Here is a 21,231-nt window from a genome sequence, read left to right on the forward strand (position 1 = left end):
CGCCAGTACTGGCATCGTGCCGGGGTTAGCAAGAGAAGTAACGGGAGCTTGAGAAGAGCTTTGTTAAAACAGGCCTTTCGTATGGCACCAGCATACAGGTAGAGCCAGGGCTTTAGGAAGAAATGGCAACGGTGCAGAGGCTGAAGCTACCAGTTGAAAAGTGTAAGAAATTGTTGTTTGTATAAGGTGAGAGCGGGCGCATTGTGCCCGCTTTTTCTTTGTAGAGAAAACTGAAGGGGGGCTCAGGGCATGGTGCTGTTCCCACTGGCAGCAGCACCAGTGCAACACTGGGCTAGCAGAGGAGGGTATGGCCTTTTCGGAACACGGTATAGTGTCGGCTCTACCCCGAAAAAGAGCCCTTCAGGTGGGATGGTGCCTCATTCTGCAGGCTTGATCCGCCACGAGTGCTGGCATTTTCTTACCTTTGCGGTGTTTACACTTCCATAAAATGGCACAGCACTACAATACTCCCTCAGCTATACAAATCGTGGACTTCAACCTGTTCTACGCGCAGGCATTCTATGACCTGAACCACGAGTGGATCTCTAAGTACTTTGTGATGGAGGATGCCGACACTAAATCGCTCAGCGACCCGCAGGGCTACATCATTAACAAGGGCGGCTATATTCTGATGGCGCTTTTTAATGGTGAGCCTGTTGGCACCTGTGCGCTGATCAAAGATGGAGAGGGTGTGTTTGAGTTGGCGAAGATGGCGGTGGCGCCCAAAATGCAAGGCATGAAGATCGGGAAGATGCTGGGCGAAGCCGCTGTAGATAGGGCGCGCCGTGTGGGTGCCCACAAAGTATACCTGGTATCAAACCGCCGCCTGCAAACAGCCCTGAGCCTGTACGAACGCCTGGGCTTTGTGGAGGTGCCGATGCCACCGAGCATCTACGAGCGGGCAGATATTAAGATGGAGTTAGAGTTAGTGTAGTAGGAGTGGGGGATACTTCAGTTTTCCTCCTGCTGGCGCGAGTTTGTAACTCAACTGGATTGCAAAGCCATACTTCCCGTTATTGCTTTCTACAACTTCTCTGGCGCAAGCGTCCGCTTGTGCCTTAGACTACCTTTGCTTCTATTTCCATAATAGCTGCCCCTGCTGGCGCGAGTTTGTAACTCGTGTCTTATTATGATGTTGCGTTTGTAACTCAACTGGCTCGCAGAGCCACACCTGTACAGCTTTGGCCGTACTTCCATAGCCACTGCTTTCCGCATCTTCAGCCAAGCTACACTTTCTAGCCACTGCTGCTCCTCCAGTTCCCAAACATCAACTGTTTCACTTCATACTTTGGGGCGCTCATGCCCGCGAGGGCTCGTCCTGGGGGGAGGGGCCCTCGATAAGGGCATCGCGCTGGGAGCTTTTCTTTGCTCGCTGTCGCTTTGCAATCCCGCTTATGCGGGACCGAAAAATTCCAGAGGCGCTCAACCCAAGGACTGGAAACATTCAGATAGCTTCTGCATTTGCAATAGAACCTTTCTTACATAGGAGAAGTGCACTTGAACCAGCCTTACTTAAACCGGAGGCAGCGGTTAAAGTACTGTCAACATTGGGTAAAAGCTGAGGTGCAGGTGTTGCCTAAAACTCATCCTCGTCTCCACCGCCGCCCTGGCTGTCCTGGTCTCTGCGGCGGTTGCGCTTGTCGCTGTCGTCGCTGTTGAGGCGGTAGGTGAAGCCAAGGTACACGATGCGGCTCTGGCGGCGGTTGTTGCTCTCGGTCCTGAACTCGTCGCTGTAGCTTACATAGTTCCACTGGCGGGTGTTAAAGATGTCTGACACGCGCAGCATCACGGTGGCTTTCTTATCCAGCACGTCCTTCTGCACGCCGAGGTTAAGGCTGAATAGCTGCTCCATACGCCCCTGCAGGGTGGCCATGGGTGCACGGTAATAGGCGTTCAGCTGGATGTCCAGGTCCTTCCACACCGTCATGGTAGAGTTAAGGCGGCTGTTCCAGCTGAACTGCTGGTTGCTCAGCTCGGTGTCGCCCTGGGTGTCGTTTAGCGCCGTCCTGAAACCGGACACACTGCCGTTCAGCCGCCACCATTTGCCTACAGCGTGTGTGGCGCTCAGCTCCACGCCATAAGAAGAGCTGGTGGAGAGGTTGAGGAAGGTTGTTTCCAGGCGCGTGTACGTTTCATCGTCTTCGGTTACCTCAGCCGTCTGGCGCAGGCGCTGTATCTGGTCAGTTGTATGGCGGTAGAAGGTGCTGAGGTTAACCGAGGAGCTGCCCCAGTACTTCAGGTAGCCCAGCTCCAGCGAGTTGATGAATTCCGGGTTAAGCCGCGGGTTGCCAAAATCCACATCAAACTTATCGGTGCGGTCCACAAAGGGGTTCAGGTAGCGGCTTCGGGGCCTATTAATGCGGCGGCTGTAGCTAAACTGTACTTTGTTGTCGTCGTTGATGTCGTGGGTAAGGAATATGCTTGGGAACAGGCTAAAGTAGTCGTTCCTGTACTCCTGGTTGGTGGTGCGCTGGTCGGAGGTGGTAAACGTTTGCTCCGCCCGCAGCCCCAGCTGGTAGCTGAAGCTTTTATACTTGTTGCTGTAGTTGGCATACACGGCATGCACCTGCTCGTCGTACACAAAGTGGTTGCTGAGAGTGTCGTTAAACACTGGCCGGTCCGCCTCAAAGTCATAGCTGAAGAAGCGGGAGTCCTCGTCCAACCGCTGAAAGGAGCTGCGGAACCCGGCCTCTACCTGGCTATCGTCCGAAATAGGGTGCACATAATCCAGCTGCGCAGTAACGCGGGTGTTCTGATCGTCGGTCGTTGTGCTTTGCCGGGAGCGCCTGCCCAGGTACTCCTCCCTGAAATCGCTGCCCTCCTCGTCATAGTTGTTGGCGTACACAAGGTCCGCTGTCAGCTCCTGGCCTTTGCGCTCAAAGGTTTGGCGGTAGCCCAGGTTGAGGTCCATGTTAAAGCCATCCTCGGTGTCTTCGGTCAGGCGGGTGCGCTCCCCAATCACCTGGCGGCCTGCACCCAGGAAACGGTACAGCAGATCGCTGGAGCCCTCTTCGTTATCGGTGCGGTAAAACACCGAGGCCGAGAGGGCTTTTTGGGGGCTGAGGGAGTAGTCGGCCCCGAAACGGAAGTTGTGGGACACATCCAGGTTATCCCGCTCCCGCACCTGGTCCAGGAAGTTGTAGCTGATGGAATCCGCACCGGACCTAAACGTGGCGGTGTTGCCGAGGTAGTCGGTGAAGCTGCTGCTGGTGCCGGGGCGGGTTCTGTGGCGGAAATCATAGCCTGCGTTCAACGACCATTTGTCGTAGCGGTAGTTCAGGTTCAGAGAGGAGTTGTAGTTCTCGTAGGTGCCCACGTTTAGGGAGGCAGAGCCGTTAAAGCCCGCTTTCTTTTCCTTTTTCAGGATGAGGTTGATAACGCCGGAAGTGCCCTCTGGGTCGTACTTGGAAGAAGGGTTCGTTACCAGCTCCACGCGCTCTATCAGGTTCGCCGGGATCTGGTCCAGGCTCAGGTTTGCGAGGGAGCTGCGCTTGCCGTCCACCAGTATGGTTACATTGGAGCTGCCGCGCAGGCTCACGTTCCCGTCAATGTCTACGGCAACGGAAGGCACGTTCTGCAGCACATCGGCCACTGTCCCGCTTTCGGCGGCTATGTCCTGGCTCATATTCACGACCCGCTTGTCCAGGTCATACTCCACCAGTTCGCGCTCCGTCACAATCTCCACTTCGTTCAGCCTGGTGGTAGAGGCTTCCAGGGCAATGCTCCCCAGGGCTACCGATGGTTCAGCAGCCGTGACAGAGAGATTGGACACATACTTGTTCGGGTAGCCGACCAGGGAAATCCGGAGGAGGTAAGACCCCGGCGGCACGCGCTCCAGCACGAACCTGCCGCTGATGTCGGTGGTGGCGCCTGTAACCAGGCTGGAGTCGCGGGGGGTAAGCAGCACCACGTTGGCAAAGCCGAGCGGGGTTTTCTGGGGGCCTTCCACCACAGTGCCACTGATGCTGCCGTTGGTTTGCCCTTGCGCGTGCAGGAGCAGGGGCGTTGAGAGAAACAGAAGTATAAGTATAAACTGGTAGAAGTTCGTTTTCATGAGGAGTAAAGTACAGTGTTTGCTGCGTTGCTGTAGTTTAAGGGTGAGAAGACAGGTCGTACACTTGTTAACGGTAAAAAGGCTCCAGCCGTCACGATTCTTGGAAACCAAGCGGTAAATCGGGCGAGGGCAGCGCTAAAGCCAGCAGGTTATAGCTATAAGACTGTTACAGAGGCCAGAGGTTTAATATCGCGGGTGCAAAAGCCTGCCTTGCCTGTGGTGCCACAGCAGATGAGCAGGCCGGAAGTTAGGCGCTGCGCCGGGGCATCACAAAAAAAGGCAGTGCTGTGGGCACTGCCTTTCCTCTGCGGCAGAACAGAGGCTTTTACTTTGCTCCGGTGAGCGTTTTGCTCAGAAAGTCCCACACCACCACCCCGGTAGCCACGGAGATATTGAGCGAGTGCTTGGTGCCGAACTGCGGTATCTCCAGCACAAAGTCGGAATGGTTGATAACCTCCTGCTCCACGCCGAACACCTCGTTGCCCAGCACCAGCGCATACTTCTGGCCCGGTTCTGGCGCAAACGCGTTCAGCTTTATACTTCGCTCCGCCTGCTCCACCGAGCCTACCTGGTAGCCCTGCGCCTTTAGGTCCTTCACGAGCTCCAGTGTGTCCGGCACGTGCTCCCATTCTACTGACTCAGTGGCCCCGAGGGCCGTTTTCTCTATATCGCGGTGCGGTGGCTTGCCTGTAATGCCGCAGAGGTATACTTTTTCGGCCATAAAGGCATCCGCCGTGCGGAAAACAGAGCCCACGTTATTGAGGCTGCGCACATTGTCGAGCACCAAGACTAACGGTATTTTTTTCTTATTTTTGAATTCTTCAACCGATTCGCGGTTGAGGTCATCTATCGAAAGTTTACGCATTTTTTAGACGCTAGACTTTAGACATAAGACACAAGACCTTTTGTCCCCAGCGCTGCAAAGGTCCGGCGGTTTTGGGCAAAAGTCAAACGGCCGCGCACTTTATGTGCCGTAACGACAGGTATAACATCCTTCTTCGGAGGGGTAGGAGTGGGGTAGCTCCATTCCTGATTCATAATTCAGCATTCATAATTAGTAAGCATAGTATGAAAGGAGAAGGCAAAGGCACGGTAACGCCACTGATGAAGCAGTACAACGCCATTAAGGCGAAGCATCCGGGGGCGCTGCTGCTGTTCAGGGTAGGGGACTTTTACGAGACCTTCGGCGAAGACGCCATCAAGGCGAGTAAGATACTGGACATCGTACTAACCAAGCGCGGCAACGGCTCTGCCTCCGAAACGGCACTGGCAGGCTTTCCGCACCACTCTTTGGACACCTACCTGCCCAAGCTGGTGCGTGCCGGCGAGCGGGTGGCCATCTGTGATCAGCTGGAAGACCCGAAAACGGTGAAAGGCATCGTAAAGCGCGGTGTAACCGAGCTGGTAACGCCGGGCGTGTCCTTTAACGACCAGGTGCTGGAGCGCCGCAGCAACAACTACCTGGCCGCGGTGCACTTCGGCAAAACCGAGACGGGCGTGTCTTTCCTGGATGTCTCCACGGGTGAGTTCATCACCGCCCAGGGCGATAAAAGCTACATCGGCAAGCTGCTGCAGAGCCTGGCACCGGCCGAGGTGTTGTTCTGCAAGCGCGAGAAGGAGACGTTCTTTGAGCGCTACGGCCCCGATTTCCGCTACTATGCCCTGGAGGAGTGGGTGTTTAACTATGATTTCGCCTATGAATCGCTGACGCGCCAGTTTAGCACGGCTTCGCTCAAGGGCTTTGGCATTGAAGGGATGCGCGAAGGCATCGTCTCTGCCGGTGCTATTCTGCATTACCTTTCCGAAACACAGCACAACGAGATCAGTCACATCGCCACCATCTCCCGCCTGGAGGAGGATAAGTACGTGTGGCTCGACCGCTTTACCGTGCGCAACCTGGAGCTGGTGTACCCGCAGCACCCGGAGGGCGTGCCGCTAATAAACGTGCTGGACCAGACGGTGACGCCGATGGGGGCGCGCCTGCTGAAGAAATGGGTGGTGCTGCCGCTAAAGGACGTCACCCAAATCCGCCGCCGCCTGGATACGGTGGAGGCGCTCACGCAGCACCAGGAGCTGCTGGAGGAGCTGGTACTGCACCTGAAACAGATAAACGACCTGGAGCGCCTGATCTCTAAAGTGGCCGTGCGCCGCGTAAACCCACGCGAGCTGGTGCAGCTGGCCAAGGCGCTGGAGGCTATTCTGCCGATTCAGAAGGTGTTGGCATTGAGCGATATTCCGGCCCTGCAGAAGCTGGCAGCACAGCTGGCCCCTTGCGACGGCCTGCGCGAAGAGATCCGAAACGTGCTGAAGCCGGAGCCGCCGATGCTCACCAACCAGGGGAACATGATCAACGAGGGGGTGAACGAGGAACTGGATGAGCTGCGCGCGATCGCTTTCTCCGGCAAAGACTACCTGGCGCAGCTACAGCAGCGCGAGATAAAGAACACGGGCATCAGCTCCCTTAAAATCGCCTACAACAAAGTGTTTGGCTACTATCTGGAGGTAACGCACGCGCATAAAGACAAAGTGCCGAGCACCTGGATACGCAAGCAGACCCTGGTGAACGCGGAGCGTTACATCACCGAAGAGCTCAAAACCTACGAGGAGAAGATCCTGAACGCCGAGGAGCGCATCTACACCATTGAGTTTGGCCTGTTTAATGAGCTGGTGCTTTATGCCATGGATTATGTGGCGCAGGTGCAGCAGAACGCCAAAGTGATCGGCGTGATAGACTGCCTGAGCGCTTTTGCCGGTATCGCCCTCAGCAGCAGTTACGTGAAACCTGAGGTAAATGACACCCATGTTCTCGACATCCGGAAGGGCCGCCACCCGGTAATAGAGAAGCAGCTGCCGCTAGGGGAGGCGTACGTGCCCAACGATATCTTCCTGGACGACGAGCAGCAGCAGGTAATTATCATCACCGGCCCGAACATGGCCGGTAAGAGCGCGCTGCTGCGCCAGACGGCCCTGGTGGTGCTGATGGCTCAGATAGGGTCTTTCGTGCCCGCAGAGGCCGCTACAATCGGCGTGATCGATAAAATCTTTACGAGAGTAGGTGCGTCGGACAATCTGTCGAAGGGGGAGTCTACGTTTATGGTGGAGATGACGGAGACAGCCAGCATCCTGAATAACCTATCGGACCGCAGCCTGGTGCTGATGGACGAGATCGGGCGGGGCACCAGCACCTACGATGGCATCTCCATTGCCTGGGCCATTGTGGAGCACCTGCACAACCATCCGAAGTATAAAGCCAAGACGCTTTTCGCCACGCATTACCATGAACTGAACCAACTGGCTGAGGAGCTCCCGCGCGTGAAGAACTATAACGTGTCGGTGCGCGAGGCGGGCGGTAAGATCCTGTTCATGCGCAAGCTGGTGCCGGGCGGCAGCGAGCACAGCTTTGGTATACACGTGGCGCAGATGGCCGGCATGCCCAACAATGTGGTGCTGCGCGCCGATGAGATCATGCACCACCTGGAGAAGGAGAAAGTGTCGGAGCAGGCCCCGCAGCAGAAGATGAAGACAGCACCGAAGAACAACTTCCAGCTCAGCATGTTTGAGCTGCACGACCCGCAACTGGAGCGCGTTAAGGAGCTGATGGAGCAACTGGACATTAACACCATTACGCCCGTGGAGGCGCTGCTGAAGCTGAACGAGCTGAAGCTGCTGCTGCAGGACAAGCAGAAGGCTGGCGCAAAGTAGCGCGGACTTCAGAAGCAGAACAGCTGTGGGAACTGGCTGTTCTGCTTCGCCTTTATACTTGCCTTAGCTCCCACTGGGGTGTTTTTGTGCTCGTTGGCCCTTGTTTTCTGGCGGAGGAAGTATAAATTTACACCTGTAAACACGTGCAGCGGCTGGCGGCACGAAAGCATTGAAAAAAGTTTTAAATTTTTCTCCCTGATAATCAGTAGGAAAAGCTGAAGGAGACGAAAAAAAATGAAGAGGGTATTGACATCTCAGATTTTGTCTCTATCTTTGCATCACTAAATCACTACGGCGGTTTAGAAAAAAGAAAAACAAAAAGCGGGAGTAGCTCAGTTGGTAGAGCGCGACCTTGCCAAGGTCGAGGCCGCGGGTTCGAATCCCGTCTCCCGCTCGCTTAAAGAAAGACAAAAGACGTTGTGATAAGCAACGTCTTTGTTTTTTAAGGCCACCTCTTCGGGAATAGCCCGAAGCTGCCGGGATGGTGGAATTGGTAGACACGCAAGACTTAAAATCTTGTGGCCGTAAGGCCGTGCGGGTTCGATTCCCGCTCCTGGTACTCAATGTACTAATCTGCAAAAGCAGATATACTTCAAAAGCCGCTTAAACACTGTTTTAAGCGGCTTTTTGCTTTTATAGCCCTTTCCTGATATACCCTGCTTTTTCCTTTGTTTTGATGTTGTTTGTAACTGGTTTGTAACTCGCTTGTAACTCCATTCAGTATATTTTTTTATATTGGATAATAAAGGAATACAAGAGCAATGCAAGGGAAAAAACAAACTGCAAAAGAGCCAGTAAAGCTTAGAGAGAAAAAGCTTAAGAATGGTAACCTAAGCTTATACTTAGACTTCTACTATGATGGGGTAAGGGAATTTGAGTTCTTAAAACTGTACCTGATAGCCAAACCAAAGGATAAGCAGGAAAAACAATCTAACAGTACAGTTTTGGAGCTTGCACAGCGCATCAAAGCCAAAAGAACAGAGGAACTGCTAACAGGGGCTTTAAACCTTTCCTCAAAGAATCAGGGAACAGTAGATTTTGTGAAGTACTATGAGAGTTTTGTAAGCCACTACACAAAAGCAGATCACAGGGTACTTAGTGCCTGCCTAAACAAGTTTAAGGAGTTCCTAAAAGATAAGCACAGTACAGACCGCCTGCCTTGTAAAGACCTTACCCCAAACCTTGTCTTAGCTTTTAAGGATTTTTTAGAAGCTAAGCAGACAGGAGAGGGGCCACAAACATATTTTACCCGCTTTAAGAAAGTGGTAAAGCATGGTATGAGAGAAAACTTATTTCCTCAATACCCGCTGCCTGAGAAAGTAAAGTTTAAAAGCGGGGGCATGAATAAGGGGGTATTAGGCTTAGATGAAATAGGCAGGTTAGCCGCTGCACATTGTGGTAATGAAGTGGTAAAACGCGCCTTTCTGTTTGCCTGCAACACTGGTTTAAGGTTTGGAGATATTAAAGCCCTAAAATGGCAGGATATAAGCGATTCTGAGCTGTTTGTAGTGCAGAACAAGACTAAGGAAGTGCTGAGGCTTAAACTTAACCAGAACGCCCTTAAATTGATTGGAGAGCGGGGTAAGCCTGATACCTCTGTATTTACCCTGCCAACCTTTGAAGGCTCAGTAAAAACTATTAAAAATTGGGTAGCCAGAGCAGGTATAGACAAACGTATTACTTGGCATAGTGCCCGCCATTCCTTTGCTACCAACATACTTGTATTAGGGTATGACATTAAAACTCTTTCCCAGCTCTTAGGGCACACTTCCATACAGCACACACAGAAATACATAAGCATTGCAGATGAGCGCAAAGCGCAGGCTGTAAACGCCTTGCCAGACCTTAATTTTTAATCATGGATATATCAAAATATACTTTGGAAGACTGGTTGTTATGGGGAGTACTGCCAGAAGATCTGAAAATTGAAAATGAAGATTTAAGCTACACAGAGTATCCTGAAAGAGGGGTAGAAACAAAAGGCACATACTCCCTAGGTTATATGGATTGGTATAATGGGGCAATACAGTCAGATGAAGTGGATAGTTTATATGATAAAAATGAATTAGGTATTACCTCATATATAGCGATAACTTCATTGCAGTCATTGGCATATCTTAAAATGTTAACTAATGAGCTATGGCATAGGAGCAATCCAATAAAAGATATATTCAGGCACTCCTTAATGAAGAGGGATATGCTAGCTGAGGAAATTGAGAAAGTAAAATTAGAACTACAAGAGATTAAAAAAAACTACCCTGAGGTATATGCTAATGCCTTGAAAGGAGTAGATGAAAGAAACAAACTTAGTTCTAGTGAGGTTGTAGATACTCTTAGTTCAGAACGGTATTACTACATGGATACTAATACTGCCTTTGAAGTAATAGTCAAGGCTAAATATTTAAATTGGTTAACATGGTTTAATGATCCTGATTCTGACAAGTTGCCTGAGCCAACATTTATAGAAGATGCAAAGCCACATATTCATGAATTGTTACATATTAGTGGGCAGTTAAGCGAGTACAAAGAAAATGCTGAGCCCTATTGGTACACTTTGCAAAGACAGGCAGGATTTAATATACCTGTAAAGGCTAAACATAAATCAGAACCAAATCATAATACTAATGCAAGGGAGTTGTTACCTAAGAATAATAAAAGCTATACCTGGCTAAGTAATGATGAAGACTTGCCAAAGCTATGCAAAGCTCTGATAGATAAGGAGCTAATACATAAAGACACCACATTAGAACAGTTTGAAGCGGTGTTTGCGGCTAAGCCTTTACAAGAAATAGAGCCTAAGCCTATCAAATGGCATGAAGACAATGCAAGTGAGCTGTTACACTTTATCCAACAATTGCAGGGTTCAAATGAATGGCCTAATGGTTGGCTCATAGAAAAAGAAGAACGGGCAAATTATAAACGGCTAACCACTTGTTTTGTGAAACCTAATGGAGAGCAGTTCAACCCTGAAACTTTAAGGCAAACTAAGCAGAACCTTAAACAATTTGGCTTAGCCCCAGCCAAACAACAAATTATAGATAGCGTTTTAATTAAACTCAAATAGCCTTTACAACTTTACCTTTACTATTACCTAAGTCCTATGTAAATACTTTGCCTTTACTTGATTGCTTTACTTTGCTATTGTTATAACAGACAAAGGATTAGCGCTAATCCATTTCATTAACTTTCAAACAGTTTAGAAATGGACTTACAACAAGTAGAGCAAAGACTGAGCAACATTGAAATCCTGTTGCTTAGCCAAAAAACAGTATTCAATTTTGATGAAGTGGCAGCCTATACAGGGCTATCTAAGAGTTACCTGTATAAGCTAACCCACACCGCCCAGATACCCCACTTTAAGCCACAGGGTAAGCATATCTATTTCAACAAGGCAGACATAGACCAATGGCTGCAAAGAAACCCTGTAACGCCTGTAAATGCTGATGAGATAGAACAGCAGGCGGCAACCTATGTAGCACTTAAGAACATGGGGAGGGCTAAGGCATGATAGCGGCATACTTTAAGTTTGAGAGCCTGCCTGATGAGGTAAAGGCAAAGCACGGCATAAGAAGCAAAGCGCGTTTAGACTGCACAGCCCACACCAACCCCAGCGGCTATACAGGGTTAATAGATTTTATAAACACCAAAGGGCAAATGTACCTGTACAAGATACCTGCAAGGGAGTTTGTAAAGGCTAACAGCAAACGCCTGGCAGAATGGGCACTATCAAGCGGTAAGCTAAATCTATCCAGCAGCTACTTTGAAGATCCTGATTTTCCAGAGTTTGGCTATGGATACCCCAACGCTAACAGGCTCCTAAGCAACAGGCAGCCTAACCCGCTGTTTCCCTACAGAAACGATTGTTACCTGTTCATCACTAATCAGGATCTTTCCACAGTAGAGGTACTGGTAATAGCCAACGGCAGGAACTTAGCAGGGGCTTACTACCAACGCCTGATAGATGGGGAGTTAGACAGTGAGATAGAACAGCTAAGGGCACAGGCTAAGCCGTTCTTTGATTATGGTAGTTGCTTATAGTAAGCAGTATTCATTTATAGTTTTTATAAACGATATGTACTGTACTATAAGCTTATTCTTACCTATGGATATGGCAGGCGGTTCTGTTTGGGATTGCCTGCCATACCTTACCAACCTATCACAAAGCTACAGGCAGGATACAGGCAGACTTTATGTTACAGGCTATGCAGGTAACATAAGAGTAGGAGTATCAGATTATGGGGTAAGTATTACAGGCAGCTTGGCTAAGTTCTACTTAGGAACTAACCTGCACACCCTTACCCGCTCAGATACTATAAGAGCTTTAGAGCAGTTAGCAGATACCCTGCACCTGCCTATACATAAGGCAAAGGTTACAAGGATAGATGCAGGGCATAACATTATTACAGACTATAAGCCAGAGCTGTACTATCCCTCATTTGGGCCAAGTGCCTACTATACCCGCCTGACACAGCCAAAAAGCATAAGCTATCAGAACAGCCAAAGGAGCAAAAAGGCCTATAACAAGATAGCTGAAAGCAAAAAGAACAGAGTGCATATACCTGATCCTTATGCAGGTAAGAACCTGTTTAGATTTGAGATTAGCTATACAGCCCGCCTGCAAAAACAATTCAATCAGGCACTGATTACCCCTGAAACCCTGACAGATGAGCGGTTTTATATGGGTATTTATGATCGCTGGTATAAAGAGTATGATAACATAGACAAATTAGGACTTACAAACATGGATACAAGTAAAATACACACCCCAAAAGATTATAAAGACCAACTGTTACTCATGGCAGTGCAGGAAAAAGGTTTAGAAGCTCTACTGCATCATATTGAAATAATGAAAGAGCAAAAAGTATTTAAGCACAAAAAGTATTATACCGACCTTAGAAACGATCTTAAGAAGATGGTAAGCACCAAAGGCAAAGCAGAAGAGCCTGAACTTATACAGGAGCTAAATAGCAAAATTGAGCGAGCAAGGCGGTATTACAGGTAGACTAAGTAAAAAGGCCTCCATAAAAGAGGCCTTTTTACTTAGTAGTATTTATAGTTCTTTTACTTCTATGTTGCCTGAAAGTGAATACTCTTCCTCAGAGATAGAGTCTTTGAACCTGACAAAGCAACCGTCATACTCTACATTACTTGTAACATAGGATTCCCTAAGGCTTCCACTGGCATCTAAAACATTAACTTGATAAGTCTTATTTTCTTGCTGACATCCAGCTGATACAGCGATAAGTAGAAGTGCTATAATTTTTCTCATAAGTCATTTAAAGGGAATATGTTGCAGTGCAATGTTAGTTATTTTAACCTAATCAATTGAATATACACTTTAAAAGTGAGCGACATATAAACATTAACTTTCAGTATGATTATTAACTAATAATATTTTTGTTTAGCTCTTCAATCTTCATTCTGATTTGATCTAATCTACCATTTCTTACTTCTTCATCTTTATCGCTTAGATTGCTGTAATCATTCTCTAGGTGATACATAGCATCTTTGTAGTAATTAACGGCTTCTTTGAACTCGCCTTTATACTCAGCCTTTTTACCCGCTTCCACATAAGCCTTCCACTGATGAGGAGCCTTTTTAGATGATAAAGCCACAACTATAAAGCCAACTAAAGGGCTTAAGAAAAGTGCTACAATGAAAGCTGTAGTACTGCTAATGTTCCTGTCTTTTGCAAAAGAGGAAACAGCAAAGCATAACGCTATCCAGAGTATAAAGCCAAAAATTCCCATACTATATTTTGAGTTTGCTACTTATGTAAGTTATATGAATTCTAAATATAGGTAAGTATTAGTACATCTGTTAAATTAAATTTATCAGACCGATCAAATCGACTTTTAGCCTAAATAAACCTAGAAAGATAAATATTATAACTCGCCAAAAAGAGTCTTAAAAGATTTTTACACTATCACACGCACACACGCGCGTTATGGACTGTAATAATTATTGACAACTACAGATTATCGTTTACTCTTAAGGCTTATTAGTAGCTAGAACTTAGCAAAACTTAACATTTTCCCGTGTATAGCAGACATGATAACAGTTAAGTTTTCATACATATAAAATAGTGTTTACTGAGTTTCTCCTTATCACACGCGCAAATTAACAGTGAATAAACAGTGATAAACCTTAGCAGATCTTAGCAGCCTAATATGTTGGAACACGAGAAAACCTGAGATTTTAGACATAAAGATGTGTGTGTACAGGGGTAGGAGTTGAGTTTTCAGAAACCATAAAAAGAAGTTGATTTCTGCCTATCACACGCGCCTTTAATATTACTGAATTAACAGTGAAAGCCTTTAGCCATTATAAATACTGAGTTTTCTTACATATAAAAAAGGGCTGGGATTGAGTTTCAGCCTACCTATAACATAATGTATCTTTGTACCTTGTACTTATATTTTAAAAGGAACTTGTAAATGGCAAAAGTCAACAAGTATGGACTTTCTAGAACTATCCCTGAGACTGTAAAAAGAAAGATAAGAAAAAACTCAGGTTTTGGTTGTGTAATTTGTGGGGAGGCTATTTGTGAGTATGAACATGTTAATCCAGAGTGGCATGAAGCACAAAGCCATAACCCTAAGCACATGACATTGCTTTGTGGAAGCTGTCATTCTAAAAAGACTAGAGGTATACTTAGCAAAGATACTGTTAAAGAAGCAATGAAAAACCCTAGATGTAGACAAAAAGGGTTCTCCTTTGACAGCTTAGACTTTGGTAGAAAGAGTCCTGTAGTTCAGCTAGGAAATTCTACTTTTATCAATCCTATGTTTTTGATTGTGGTTGATAACGTTAGCCTTCTATCAATTCTTCCTCCTGCTCTAAAGGGTGAACCCTATAAATTACATGCTTATTTTCAAAATGATGAAGAAGAGCAAACTCTTAAAATTGTTGATAATATTTGGTACGGGAATGCTGAAAATTGGGACATAGAGAGTAAAGGTAGGGTATTAACCATAAGGAAGAAGAAAGGTGATATTGCTCTACAGATAGAAAATGTTCCAAATGAAAAGTTCATTGTGCATAAACTAAACATGAGTTATGAAGGCTATAAGATCTATGGAGATAAGAAGGGATTAAGGATAACAACTCCATCTGGGAATGAAATTTTGACCATGGATTTTGGGGGAAAAATCACAGGCAGAATTGCTCTTAATATTATTAAAGAACAACTATCATTTAATAAGCTCATTATTGAGAATGCTAACATAATTACAAAGGGTGGAGCGTTTTCAAATTCGATACTTAAAAACTGTAATTTAAATATGGGTTAAAAGACTTAAATTTATTCTTTTTAACAGTATTTATGTAACTCGTTTGTAACTCAATGCTTGCTATTTGTTTGTAAGATGTTGATGTAAAGCTTAATAGCGATAGGGTTAAATACACGCTCCTAGTACATATCTTACTGTATCTGCTTCTGCAGATACTTACAAAAAGCCACCTAAACACTGTTTTAGGTGGCTTTTTGCTTTTATAGCCCTCGACACTCCCAATTCCCATACTTCCTGAAACTACACCTCCACTAAAACGAGCGGAAAAGCAACCGTAAGCGCCATCTTCGTCCTGCGCTGTTCATTGAAGTCAACGTGCAGAAGAACAGGAAAGCCCCTCGTGCCTTCGACGTATAAGGGGCTTTCTCGTCTGCTCTTGCATGCAGCGCTAAGTTGGTGTCACTCACTACATTATATTCCCGAATTAATCCAGTCTTTTTGTAACAAGATTCGGTGTCGGGTGTATAACCGATTATCTATACTCCTATGATGAGATATAGCGGTTAGTTTGGTTTTGCTCATCTTACCGGCTGCGAGGCTCGGCCGGGGAAACATTACGCTATGAGAATAAAAGAATTGGACGCTTTGCGCGGGTTGGCTGCTTTTGGCGTATTCCTGTTTCACTTCCAGCTGTTCAATTACGGTTACCTGGGGGTGCACCTGTTTTTCATTATCTCGGGATTTGTCATTTTCCTGACGGCAAACAACGTGAAAGCCTCCTCTGACTTTGTTATTGCCCGCTTTTCACGGTTATATCCAACTTACTGGGTGTGCCTGCTGCTCACGTTTACCGTGCTGCTGCTGGATGGGCAGGAGGTGACGCTAAAGCAACTGGGCTATAACCTGACGATGTTCCAGATGTTCCTGGGGGAGCGTAACATTGACGGAGCTTACTGGAGTTTAACGGAGGAGCTGGTGCTGTATGTCATTGTGTTCGGCGCGCTTGTTACCGGAACTGTGCGGCATCCGCGTTTCTGGGGAGGCTTTATGCTTTTAGCGGCCTTTGGCGGCCTGTTCCTAGAACCGGACTCCGGTTTACAAAAGAACCTGCAGGATGTGGTGAAGTACTTTGGGCTGTTTGTGGCAGGCATTCTGTTTTACCAGGTGTACATGGCGCAAAAGCTAAAGCTGGAGCACCTGATCGGGCTGCTGCTGTGCCTGGTGGTTACCACGCAGTACACGTTTGGGGCGCACTTGAGCTATTACAACCATACCCTGGAAGTGTTGGTTATCTGCGCCTGTTTTGGCGTTTTCGCGCTGTTGGTGGCCGGTAAACTGGCTTTCCTGAGCAAGTATAAGTGGGTGCTGTTTATGGGAGAGATTTCGTATCCCTTTTACCTGCTGCACCAGGAGATCGGGCTGGCCTTCCGCAAGCTCTTTCCCACAGAAAACATCTGGGTGCACCTGGTGCTGGTAGCCGTCATTTTTGCAGGAATCGCCGTCCTGGCCTCACTTATCAACAGGTATGTGGAAAAACAAGTGTCCAGAAGCCTGAAAAACTACCTCAAAGCCTGGAGCTGGAGCATTAACTGGCCGCTGCCTTACCGCAAGAAGGGTACGGCGCCACTGCCTGCCGAGGCTGCCACCTCTCTGGCGCCTCAGGCTACAGACCCAAAAACTGCCAAAGAGGTGGTGCTAAAGCAGGCCGACAAAGCCTCGGCGCCATAGGCTGCTCTAGCGGGCCAGGTCCTTGGCCCGGTTCGCGTCTATCGCTATCAGGATAAACAGCAGTATCGTGAAAGACCACAGGGAAGACCCTCCGTAGCTGAAGAAGGGCAGGGGAATGCCTACCACAGGAGCCAGCCCGATCGTCATGCCCACGTTCACCAAAAAGTGGAAGAAGATGATCGAAGCTACGCAATAGCCGTAGGTGCGGGCAAAAACGGACTTCTGCCGTTCCGCAATAGCCACTATCCGGATCAGCAGCAAGAGAAACAGCGCAATAAGGACGGTGCTGCCAATCCAACCGTGCTCTTCGCCGATGGTGCAGAAGATAAAGTCTGTGCTTTGCTCCGGCACAAAGTCGAACTTCGTTTGGGTGCCCTCCAGAAAGCCTTTGCCCCAGAAGCCGCCAGACCCAATCGCGATCTTTGACTGCGTTACGTTCCACCCGTAGCCGAGCGGGTCAGCCTCCGGGTTGATAAGCGCTTTGATACGGTTCTGCTGGTGCGGCTGCAGCACGTCGTTCACAAAGAAGTCCACACTGAAGACCATCCCCACCACAATACCCCAGAGCAGAATCATGGTTTTGAAGCGTTGCAGCAGGCGGTAGTCCAGCCAGGTGGCCAGCGCCATTAGCACCGTGATGCCGGCGATAAGGTAGAGCTTGGGGATGAGCAGCGTAAGTATGAAGATGGCCGCAGCCGATCCGCCGACAATAAGTATGAGCGGCGACATGCCTTCCCGGAAGTACGCCAGCACAAAGGCTGCGAATACAAGCGCCGAGCCTGTTTCGTTCTGCAGGATGATAATGGCCGGCGGCAGCAGCGTAATAGCCGCTAGCTTCATCTGGTCCTTGAAGTTCTGCTGGCGCAGATTCACGCTCCCCAGGAACTTGGAGGCTGCGAGAGCCGTGGCAAACTTCGCCAGCTCGGCAGGCTGCAGGCGTATGCCGGCGCCCAGATCCAGCCAGGAGCGCGACCCGGCAATAGGCTTGGCGATCGCCAGCGTAACCAGCAGCAGCAATATCACAAAGCCGTAAATAGGGTAGGCAAGGTGCTCGTATACTTTGTAGTCTACCACGAGCAGCACCAGGATCAGCAGAAAAGAGGCGCCGATCCAGGCCAGCTGCTTTCCGGAGTTAATGTCGAAGCTCAGGATGTTCACCACGTTGTCCGGGCTGTACACGGCGGCGTAGATGTTCATCCACCCCAGGGCCACCAGCAGGAAGTACAGCAGCACTGTCACCCAGTCCATATGCGGGGTGAGCAGGCGGGAGGAGCGGCGAACGGTAGGCGCGCCGACTAATCTATTTCCAAGTACTTTCTGCTCAACACCCATTTTTCCACTGATTTTCTAGACACAGAGTCTGTTAGATACTTTTCCATCATAAGGCCGGCAATTGGCGCTGCGGACTGCGCACCGAAGCCAGCGTTTTCCACGTACACCGCGATTGCAATTTTCGGGTTGTCCTTCGGTGCAAAGGCCACAAACACCGCATGGTCCTTGCCCTGTGGGTTCTGGGCCGTGCCTGTTTTGCCGCACACGGCAATACCCAGGTTGGCCAGGCTGGCATTACGCCCCGTGCCAGACTCAACCACGGCAGCCATACCGTCTACTACCGGCTCAAAATGCTTGGCATCGATACTTGTGTAGTGGCGTTTCTGATACTCCGGAAGCGGCTTGCCGTTCTCTCCGATGGAGCGGATCACGTGCGGCGCCACATAGTAGCCCCGGTTCGCCAGAATGGCCATAAAGTTTGCCATCTGCAACGGTGTTACCCCTAGCTCGCCCTGGCCGATGCTGAGGGAGTAAATGGTGGAGAACTTCCAGCGGTTCTCGCCATACACTTTATCGTACATGGCCGGGGAGGCAATGATGCCGCTCTTCTCGTTTGGCAGGTCGATGCCCAGCTTCGTGCCGAAGCCGAAACTGGTAATCTGCTCGCGCCAGTCGGCCAGGCCAATAGAGGTGTCCTTAAAGGTGTTCCCCGACTTTCCCTGGTTCACGATCGCCCGGAACACCTGGTAGAAATAAGGGTTGCAGGAGGTCTTGATGGCGATGGAGAGGTTAGAGGGAGCCTGGTGCGCGTGCGAGCACTTTACCAGGCTCTGGTTGCAGGGGTAACCTGTATTGGGGGTAATAACGCCCTGCTGAAGTGCCACCAGTGCCTGTGCCAGCTTAAAGATGGAGCCAGGTGGGTTGCTGCTCGCCATGATGGGGCGGTTAAACATGGTTTTGTTCGGCTCGTTTAGCAGGGCCATGTAGTTCTTGCCGTACTCCTTGCCGGTAAACAGGTTCGGGTCGTAGAACGGCGACGACACGTAGGCCAGCACCTCGCCCGTGGCTGGCTCTATGGCCACCACACTGCCCTTGGCCCCGTTCATCAGGTACTCTCCGTAAGCCTGCAGGTCCAGGTCGATGGTGCTGATGAGGTTTTTGCCGGCAATGGCCAGTGTGTCAAAGGCACCGTCGCGGAAAGAGCCCTTCTCCACGCCGCGCACGTTCACCATTTTGTACTTTACCCCGCGCTTGCCCATCAGGTAAGGCTCATACTCCAGCTCAATACCGCTCTTGCCAATGTAGTCGCCGGGGCGGTAGCCGCGGTAGGTGGAGTCTTCCAACTGCTTCGGGCTGATTTCTGCGATATAGCCCAAGGCATGCGCCAGGCTCTGGTGCGGATAGCCGCGAGCCGTACGGGCATTGATAAAGAAGCCGGGGAAGTCGATAAGGTTGTCCTGGATATAGGCGAACTCCTGGGTGCTTAGCTTCTGGTAAAACGGCGAGGGCTGCACATAGGAGTAGGCGCGGGCATGCTTCAGGCGCTCGCGCACATCCTCCAGCGGAAGCTTAACCAGCTCCGCCAGGCGTAGCGTGTCCAGGTTCTTTACGTCCTTCGGGATCACCATCAGGTCGTAGACTGGGGTGTTTTGCACCAGCAGCTTTCCGTTGCGGTCATAGATGAGGCCCCGGAAAGGATACTGCACGATTGCCTTGATGGCATTGGTCTCAGCGGCCTGCTTGTAGCTGCTGTCCACTACCTGGATGTAGAAAAGGCGGAGGGCAAACACGATGCCTACCAGCAGGTAGATGCCCTGAATGATGTACTTTCTGTTTTCTAAGTATTTCATCGGTAATCTATTCGCTCTCGCTTAGGTGAGAAGAACAGAAGTTGTAGGATAACCATGACGATACCTGTAAAGAGGGTGCTGAGCAGGATTTTTACGATCGTGTACCACGCCGTCTGAAACGTAACGGTCTCCAGAAAGAAGACAGCCGTATGGTGTATCAGCACCAGGGTAAACGTATAAGCCAAAAACCAGCGCCAGCCCATCGTGTGTATGTTCACGGCATCGCCACTGTCGTAACCATCGCGCGGCGTCAGAAGGTTCAATACGTGCGGCCTTAAAAAGGCCAGCAGCACGCTTGCCGCCGCGTGTATGCCCATCGTGTCATAAAACATGTCCACGGTAAACCCAACTATAAAGCCGAGCACGAGCAGCCATACCCGGTTGATACTCAGGGGTAAGAAAAGGAGGAAGGCAATGTAGATAAAGCAAAAGCCGGTGCTGTAGAGCACCAGGCTGTCCATCAGCAGAATCTGCAGGGCCACAAACAAAAAAAACTGGGCGATATATTTTAAGCCAAAGCTACTGTTCATCGGTAATGATGCCTGCGTTTTGTTCCAGCGTGTCACGCTCCTCTTTTAGGGTGTTCTCCACCACATACACATAAGAAAGCTGCGCGAAGTCCACGGCCAGCTTTACTTTAATGGTGTAGAAGCTTTTGTCGGGCTCCTTCTCGATTGAGCTGATCGTGCCGACCATGATGCCCTCCGGAAAGACCGTGTTAAAGCCGCTCGTCACGATAGTGTCGCCCTTCACCGGCTTAATGTGCAGCGGAATGTAGTCGAGCAGTGCCGTGCGGTAGTTGCCGCCCGTCCACTTTATCGTGCCGAAGGTATCGCTCTTCTTAATCTTCGCGGAAACCAGCATTTGGGAGTGCAGCAGCGAGGTGACCGTGGCGTAGTGCTGCGACACCGTTTTCACGCGCCCCACCACCCCGTTGGGCGCCACCACGCCCATGCCGGGTTGCACACCGTCGGCTGTGCCGGCGGCAATGGTCAGGTAGTTGTTCATCCGGCGCACGGAGTTGTTGATCACCCGGCCTGCGTGCAGGATAAAAGGGTGGGCCCTGCTGGAGTCGGTGGCGGCATAGTAGGTGCTGTCCATGCTGGCGGAGCTGTCGGCCGCAGCCAACTGGCGCTGCAGCATCAGCTCCTGGCGCAGCTGCGCATTCTCGCTGGCGAGCGTTTGGTTGACGCTCGCCAGACGGAAATAGTCCGTGATACCGCTCTGGAACTCCAGTGCCTGCCCCACATAGTTGTTTGCCGAGTTAAAAAACGCTGCGCCCTGGTACGTATTGTAACGCACGATCAGGTACACGCACAGCACCTCCAGCAACAAGAACACGAGGAACGCACGGAACCGGTAAAAAAATGCAAATAGATTCCGCATGTAGCCC

Annotated in this window: 18 protein-coding genes and 2 tRNA genes; 11 read left to right on the forward strand and 9 right to left on the reverse strand. The window is 49.5% G+C overall.

The genetic code is table 11. The annotated features are described in order from the left end of the window. Positions 1-448: 448 nt before the first annotated feature. Positions 449-934, forward strand: coding sequence for a GNAT family N-acetyltransferase (locus tag CA264_RS18580; protein WP_025608896.1), 486 nt, complete (start codon positions 449-451; stop codon positions 932-934). 642 nt (positions 935-1,576) lie between these two features. Here CA264_RS18580 and CA264_RS18585 read toward each other — a convergent pair. The 3 genes from CA264_RS18585 to CA264_RS21960 form a co-directional block, all read right to left on the reverse strand. Continuing rightward, positions 1,577-4,054 (reverse strand): TonB-dependent receptor, encoded by a 2,478-nt coding sequence (locus tag CA264_RS18585; protein WP_025608897.1) that lies wholly within the window; start codon positions 4,052-4,054, stop codon positions 1,577-1,579. 325 nt (positions 4,055-4,379) lie between these two features. Beyond that, a complete protein-coding gene (locus tag CA264_RS18590; RefSeq protein ID WP_025608898.1) occupies positions 4,380-4,919 on the reverse strand; it encodes an RNA methyltransferase in 540 nt (179 codons plus the stop codon). 17 nt (positions 4,920-4,936) lie between these two features. Continuing rightward, positions 4,937-5,092, reverse strand: a complete 156-nt coding sequence (locus tag CA264_RS21960) for a hypothetical protein (protein WP_157593743.1) — start codon at positions 5,090-5,092, stop codon at positions 4,937-4,939. Positions 5,093-5,122: 30 nt separating this feature from the next. Here CA264_RS21960 and mutS point away from each other — a divergent pair, with 30 nt between their 5' ends. The 8 genes from mutS (at position 5,123) to CA264_RS18630 (ending at position 12,758) form a co-directional block, all read left to right on the forward strand. After that, entirely contained in the window at positions 5,123-7,756 is a 2,634-nt protein-coding gene (gene mutS / locus CA264_RS18595) for a DNA mismatch repair protein MutS (RefSeq protein ID WP_025608899.1), read from the forward strand. 321 nt (positions 7,757-8,077) lie between these two features. Then, positions 8,078-8,150 (forward strand) — tRNA-Gly (locus CA264_RS18600). Positions 8,151-8,231: 81 nt separating this feature from the next. Further along, a tRNA-Leu gene (locus tag CA264_RS18605) sits at positions 8,232-8,315 on the forward strand. A 202-nt stretch (positions 8,316-8,517) separates the two neighbouring features. Further along, the gene (locus CA264_RS18610) at positions 8,518-9,612 is read left to right on the forward strand and encodes a site-specific integrase (RefSeq protein ID WP_025608900.1); all 1,095 of its coding nucleotides are present in this window, start codon (positions 8,518-8,520) and stop codon (positions 9,610-9,612) included. A gap of 2 nt (positions 9,613-9,614) precedes the next feature. Beyond that, positions 9,615-10,820, forward strand: coding sequence for a hypothetical protein (locus tag CA264_RS18615; protein WP_025608901.1), 1,206 nt, complete (start codon positions 9,615-9,617; stop codon positions 10,818-10,820). A 138-nt stretch (positions 10,821-10,958) separates the two neighbouring features. Continuing rightward, positions 10,959-11,264: a helix-turn-helix domain-containing protein gene (locus CA264_RS18620; protein WP_025608902.1), complete on the forward strand. Its 306-nt coding sequence runs from the start codon at positions 10,959-10,961 to the stop codon at positions 11,262-11,264. 146 nt (positions 11,265-11,410) lie between these two features. Continuing rightward, a complete protein-coding gene (locus tag CA264_RS18625) occupies positions 11,411-11,794 on the forward strand; it encodes a hypothetical protein (RefSeq protein ID WP_157593744.1) in 384 nt (127 codons plus the stop codon). Further along, positions 11,778-12,758, forward strand: coding sequence for a phage/plasmid replication domain-containing protein (locus CA264_RS18630; protein WP_157593745.1), 981 nt, complete (start codon positions 11,778-11,780; stop codon positions 12,756-12,758). The genes CA264_RS18625 and CA264_RS18630 overlap by 17 nt, the downstream gene beginning before the upstream one ends. A 48-nt stretch (positions 12,759-12,806) precedes the next feature. On the opposite strand, the gene CA264_RS18635 is transcribed toward CA264_RS18630, so the two are convergent. Together CA264_RS18635 and CA264_RS18640 are read right to left on the reverse strand one after the other, a co-directional pair. Further along, a complete protein-coding gene (locus tag CA264_RS18635; RefSeq protein ID WP_025608905.1) occupies positions 12,807-13,025 on the reverse strand; it encodes a hypothetical protein in 219 nt (72 codons plus the stop codon). 112 nt (positions 13,026-13,137) lie between these two features. Next, positions 13,138-13,506 (reverse strand): hypothetical protein, encoded by a 369-nt coding sequence (locus CA264_RS18640; protein WP_025608906.1) that lies wholly within the window; start codon positions 13,504-13,506, stop codon positions 13,138-13,140. Between the two features lie 687 nt (positions 13,507-14,193). On the opposite strand from CA264_RS18640, the gene CA264_RS18645 reads away from it, so the two are divergent. Next, a complete protein-coding gene (locus CA264_RS18645) occupies positions 14,194-15,048 on the forward strand; it encodes an HNH endonuclease signature motif containing protein (RefSeq protein WP_025608907.1) in 855 nt (284 codons plus the stop codon). 561 nt (positions 15,049-15,609) lie between these two features. Beyond that, entirely contained in the window at positions 15,610-16,716 is a 1,107-nt protein-coding gene (locus CA264_RS18650; protein WP_071784632.1) for an acyltransferase family protein, read from the forward strand. Positions 16,717-16,722: 6 nt separating this feature from the next. Here CA264_RS18650 and rodA read toward each other — a convergent pair whose 3' ends face one another. The 4 genes from rodA to mreC are packed head-to-tail and all read right to left on the reverse strand — an operon-like array spanning position 16,723 to position 21,224. Further along, positions 16,723-18,048 (reverse strand): rod shape-determining protein RodA, encoded by a 1,326-nt coding sequence (gene rodA / locus CA264_RS18655; protein WP_025608909.1) that lies wholly within the window; start codon positions 18,046-18,048, stop codon positions 16,723-16,725. Further along, positions 18,012-19,838, reverse strand: a complete 1,827-nt coding sequence (mrdA, locus tag CA264_RS18660) for a penicillin-binding protein 2 (RefSeq protein WP_025608910.1) — start codon at positions 19,836-19,838, stop codon at positions 18,012-18,014. The genes rodA and mrdA overlap by 37 nt, the downstream gene beginning before the upstream one ends. Next, positions 19,835-20,368 (reverse strand): hypothetical protein, encoded by a 534-nt coding sequence (locus tag CA264_RS18665; RefSeq protein ID WP_025608911.1) that lies wholly within the window; start codon positions 20,366-20,368, stop codon positions 19,835-19,837. The genes mrdA and CA264_RS18665 overlap by 4 nt, the downstream gene beginning before the upstream one ends. Then, positions 20,358-21,224, reverse strand: a complete 867-nt coding sequence (gene mreC, locus CA264_RS18670; RefSeq protein WP_025608912.1) for a rod shape-determining protein MreC — start codon at positions 21,222-21,224, stop codon at positions 20,358-20,360. Before mreC ends, CA264_RS18665 begins: the two co-directional genes overlap by 11 nt. Positions 21,225-21,231: the final 7 nt, after the last annotated feature.

This window comes from Pontibacter actiniarum, from assembly GCF_003585765.1.
Classification (GTDB): domain Bacteria; phylum Bacteroidota; class Bacteroidia; order Cytophagales; family Hymenobacteraceae; genus Pontibacter; species Pontibacter actiniarum.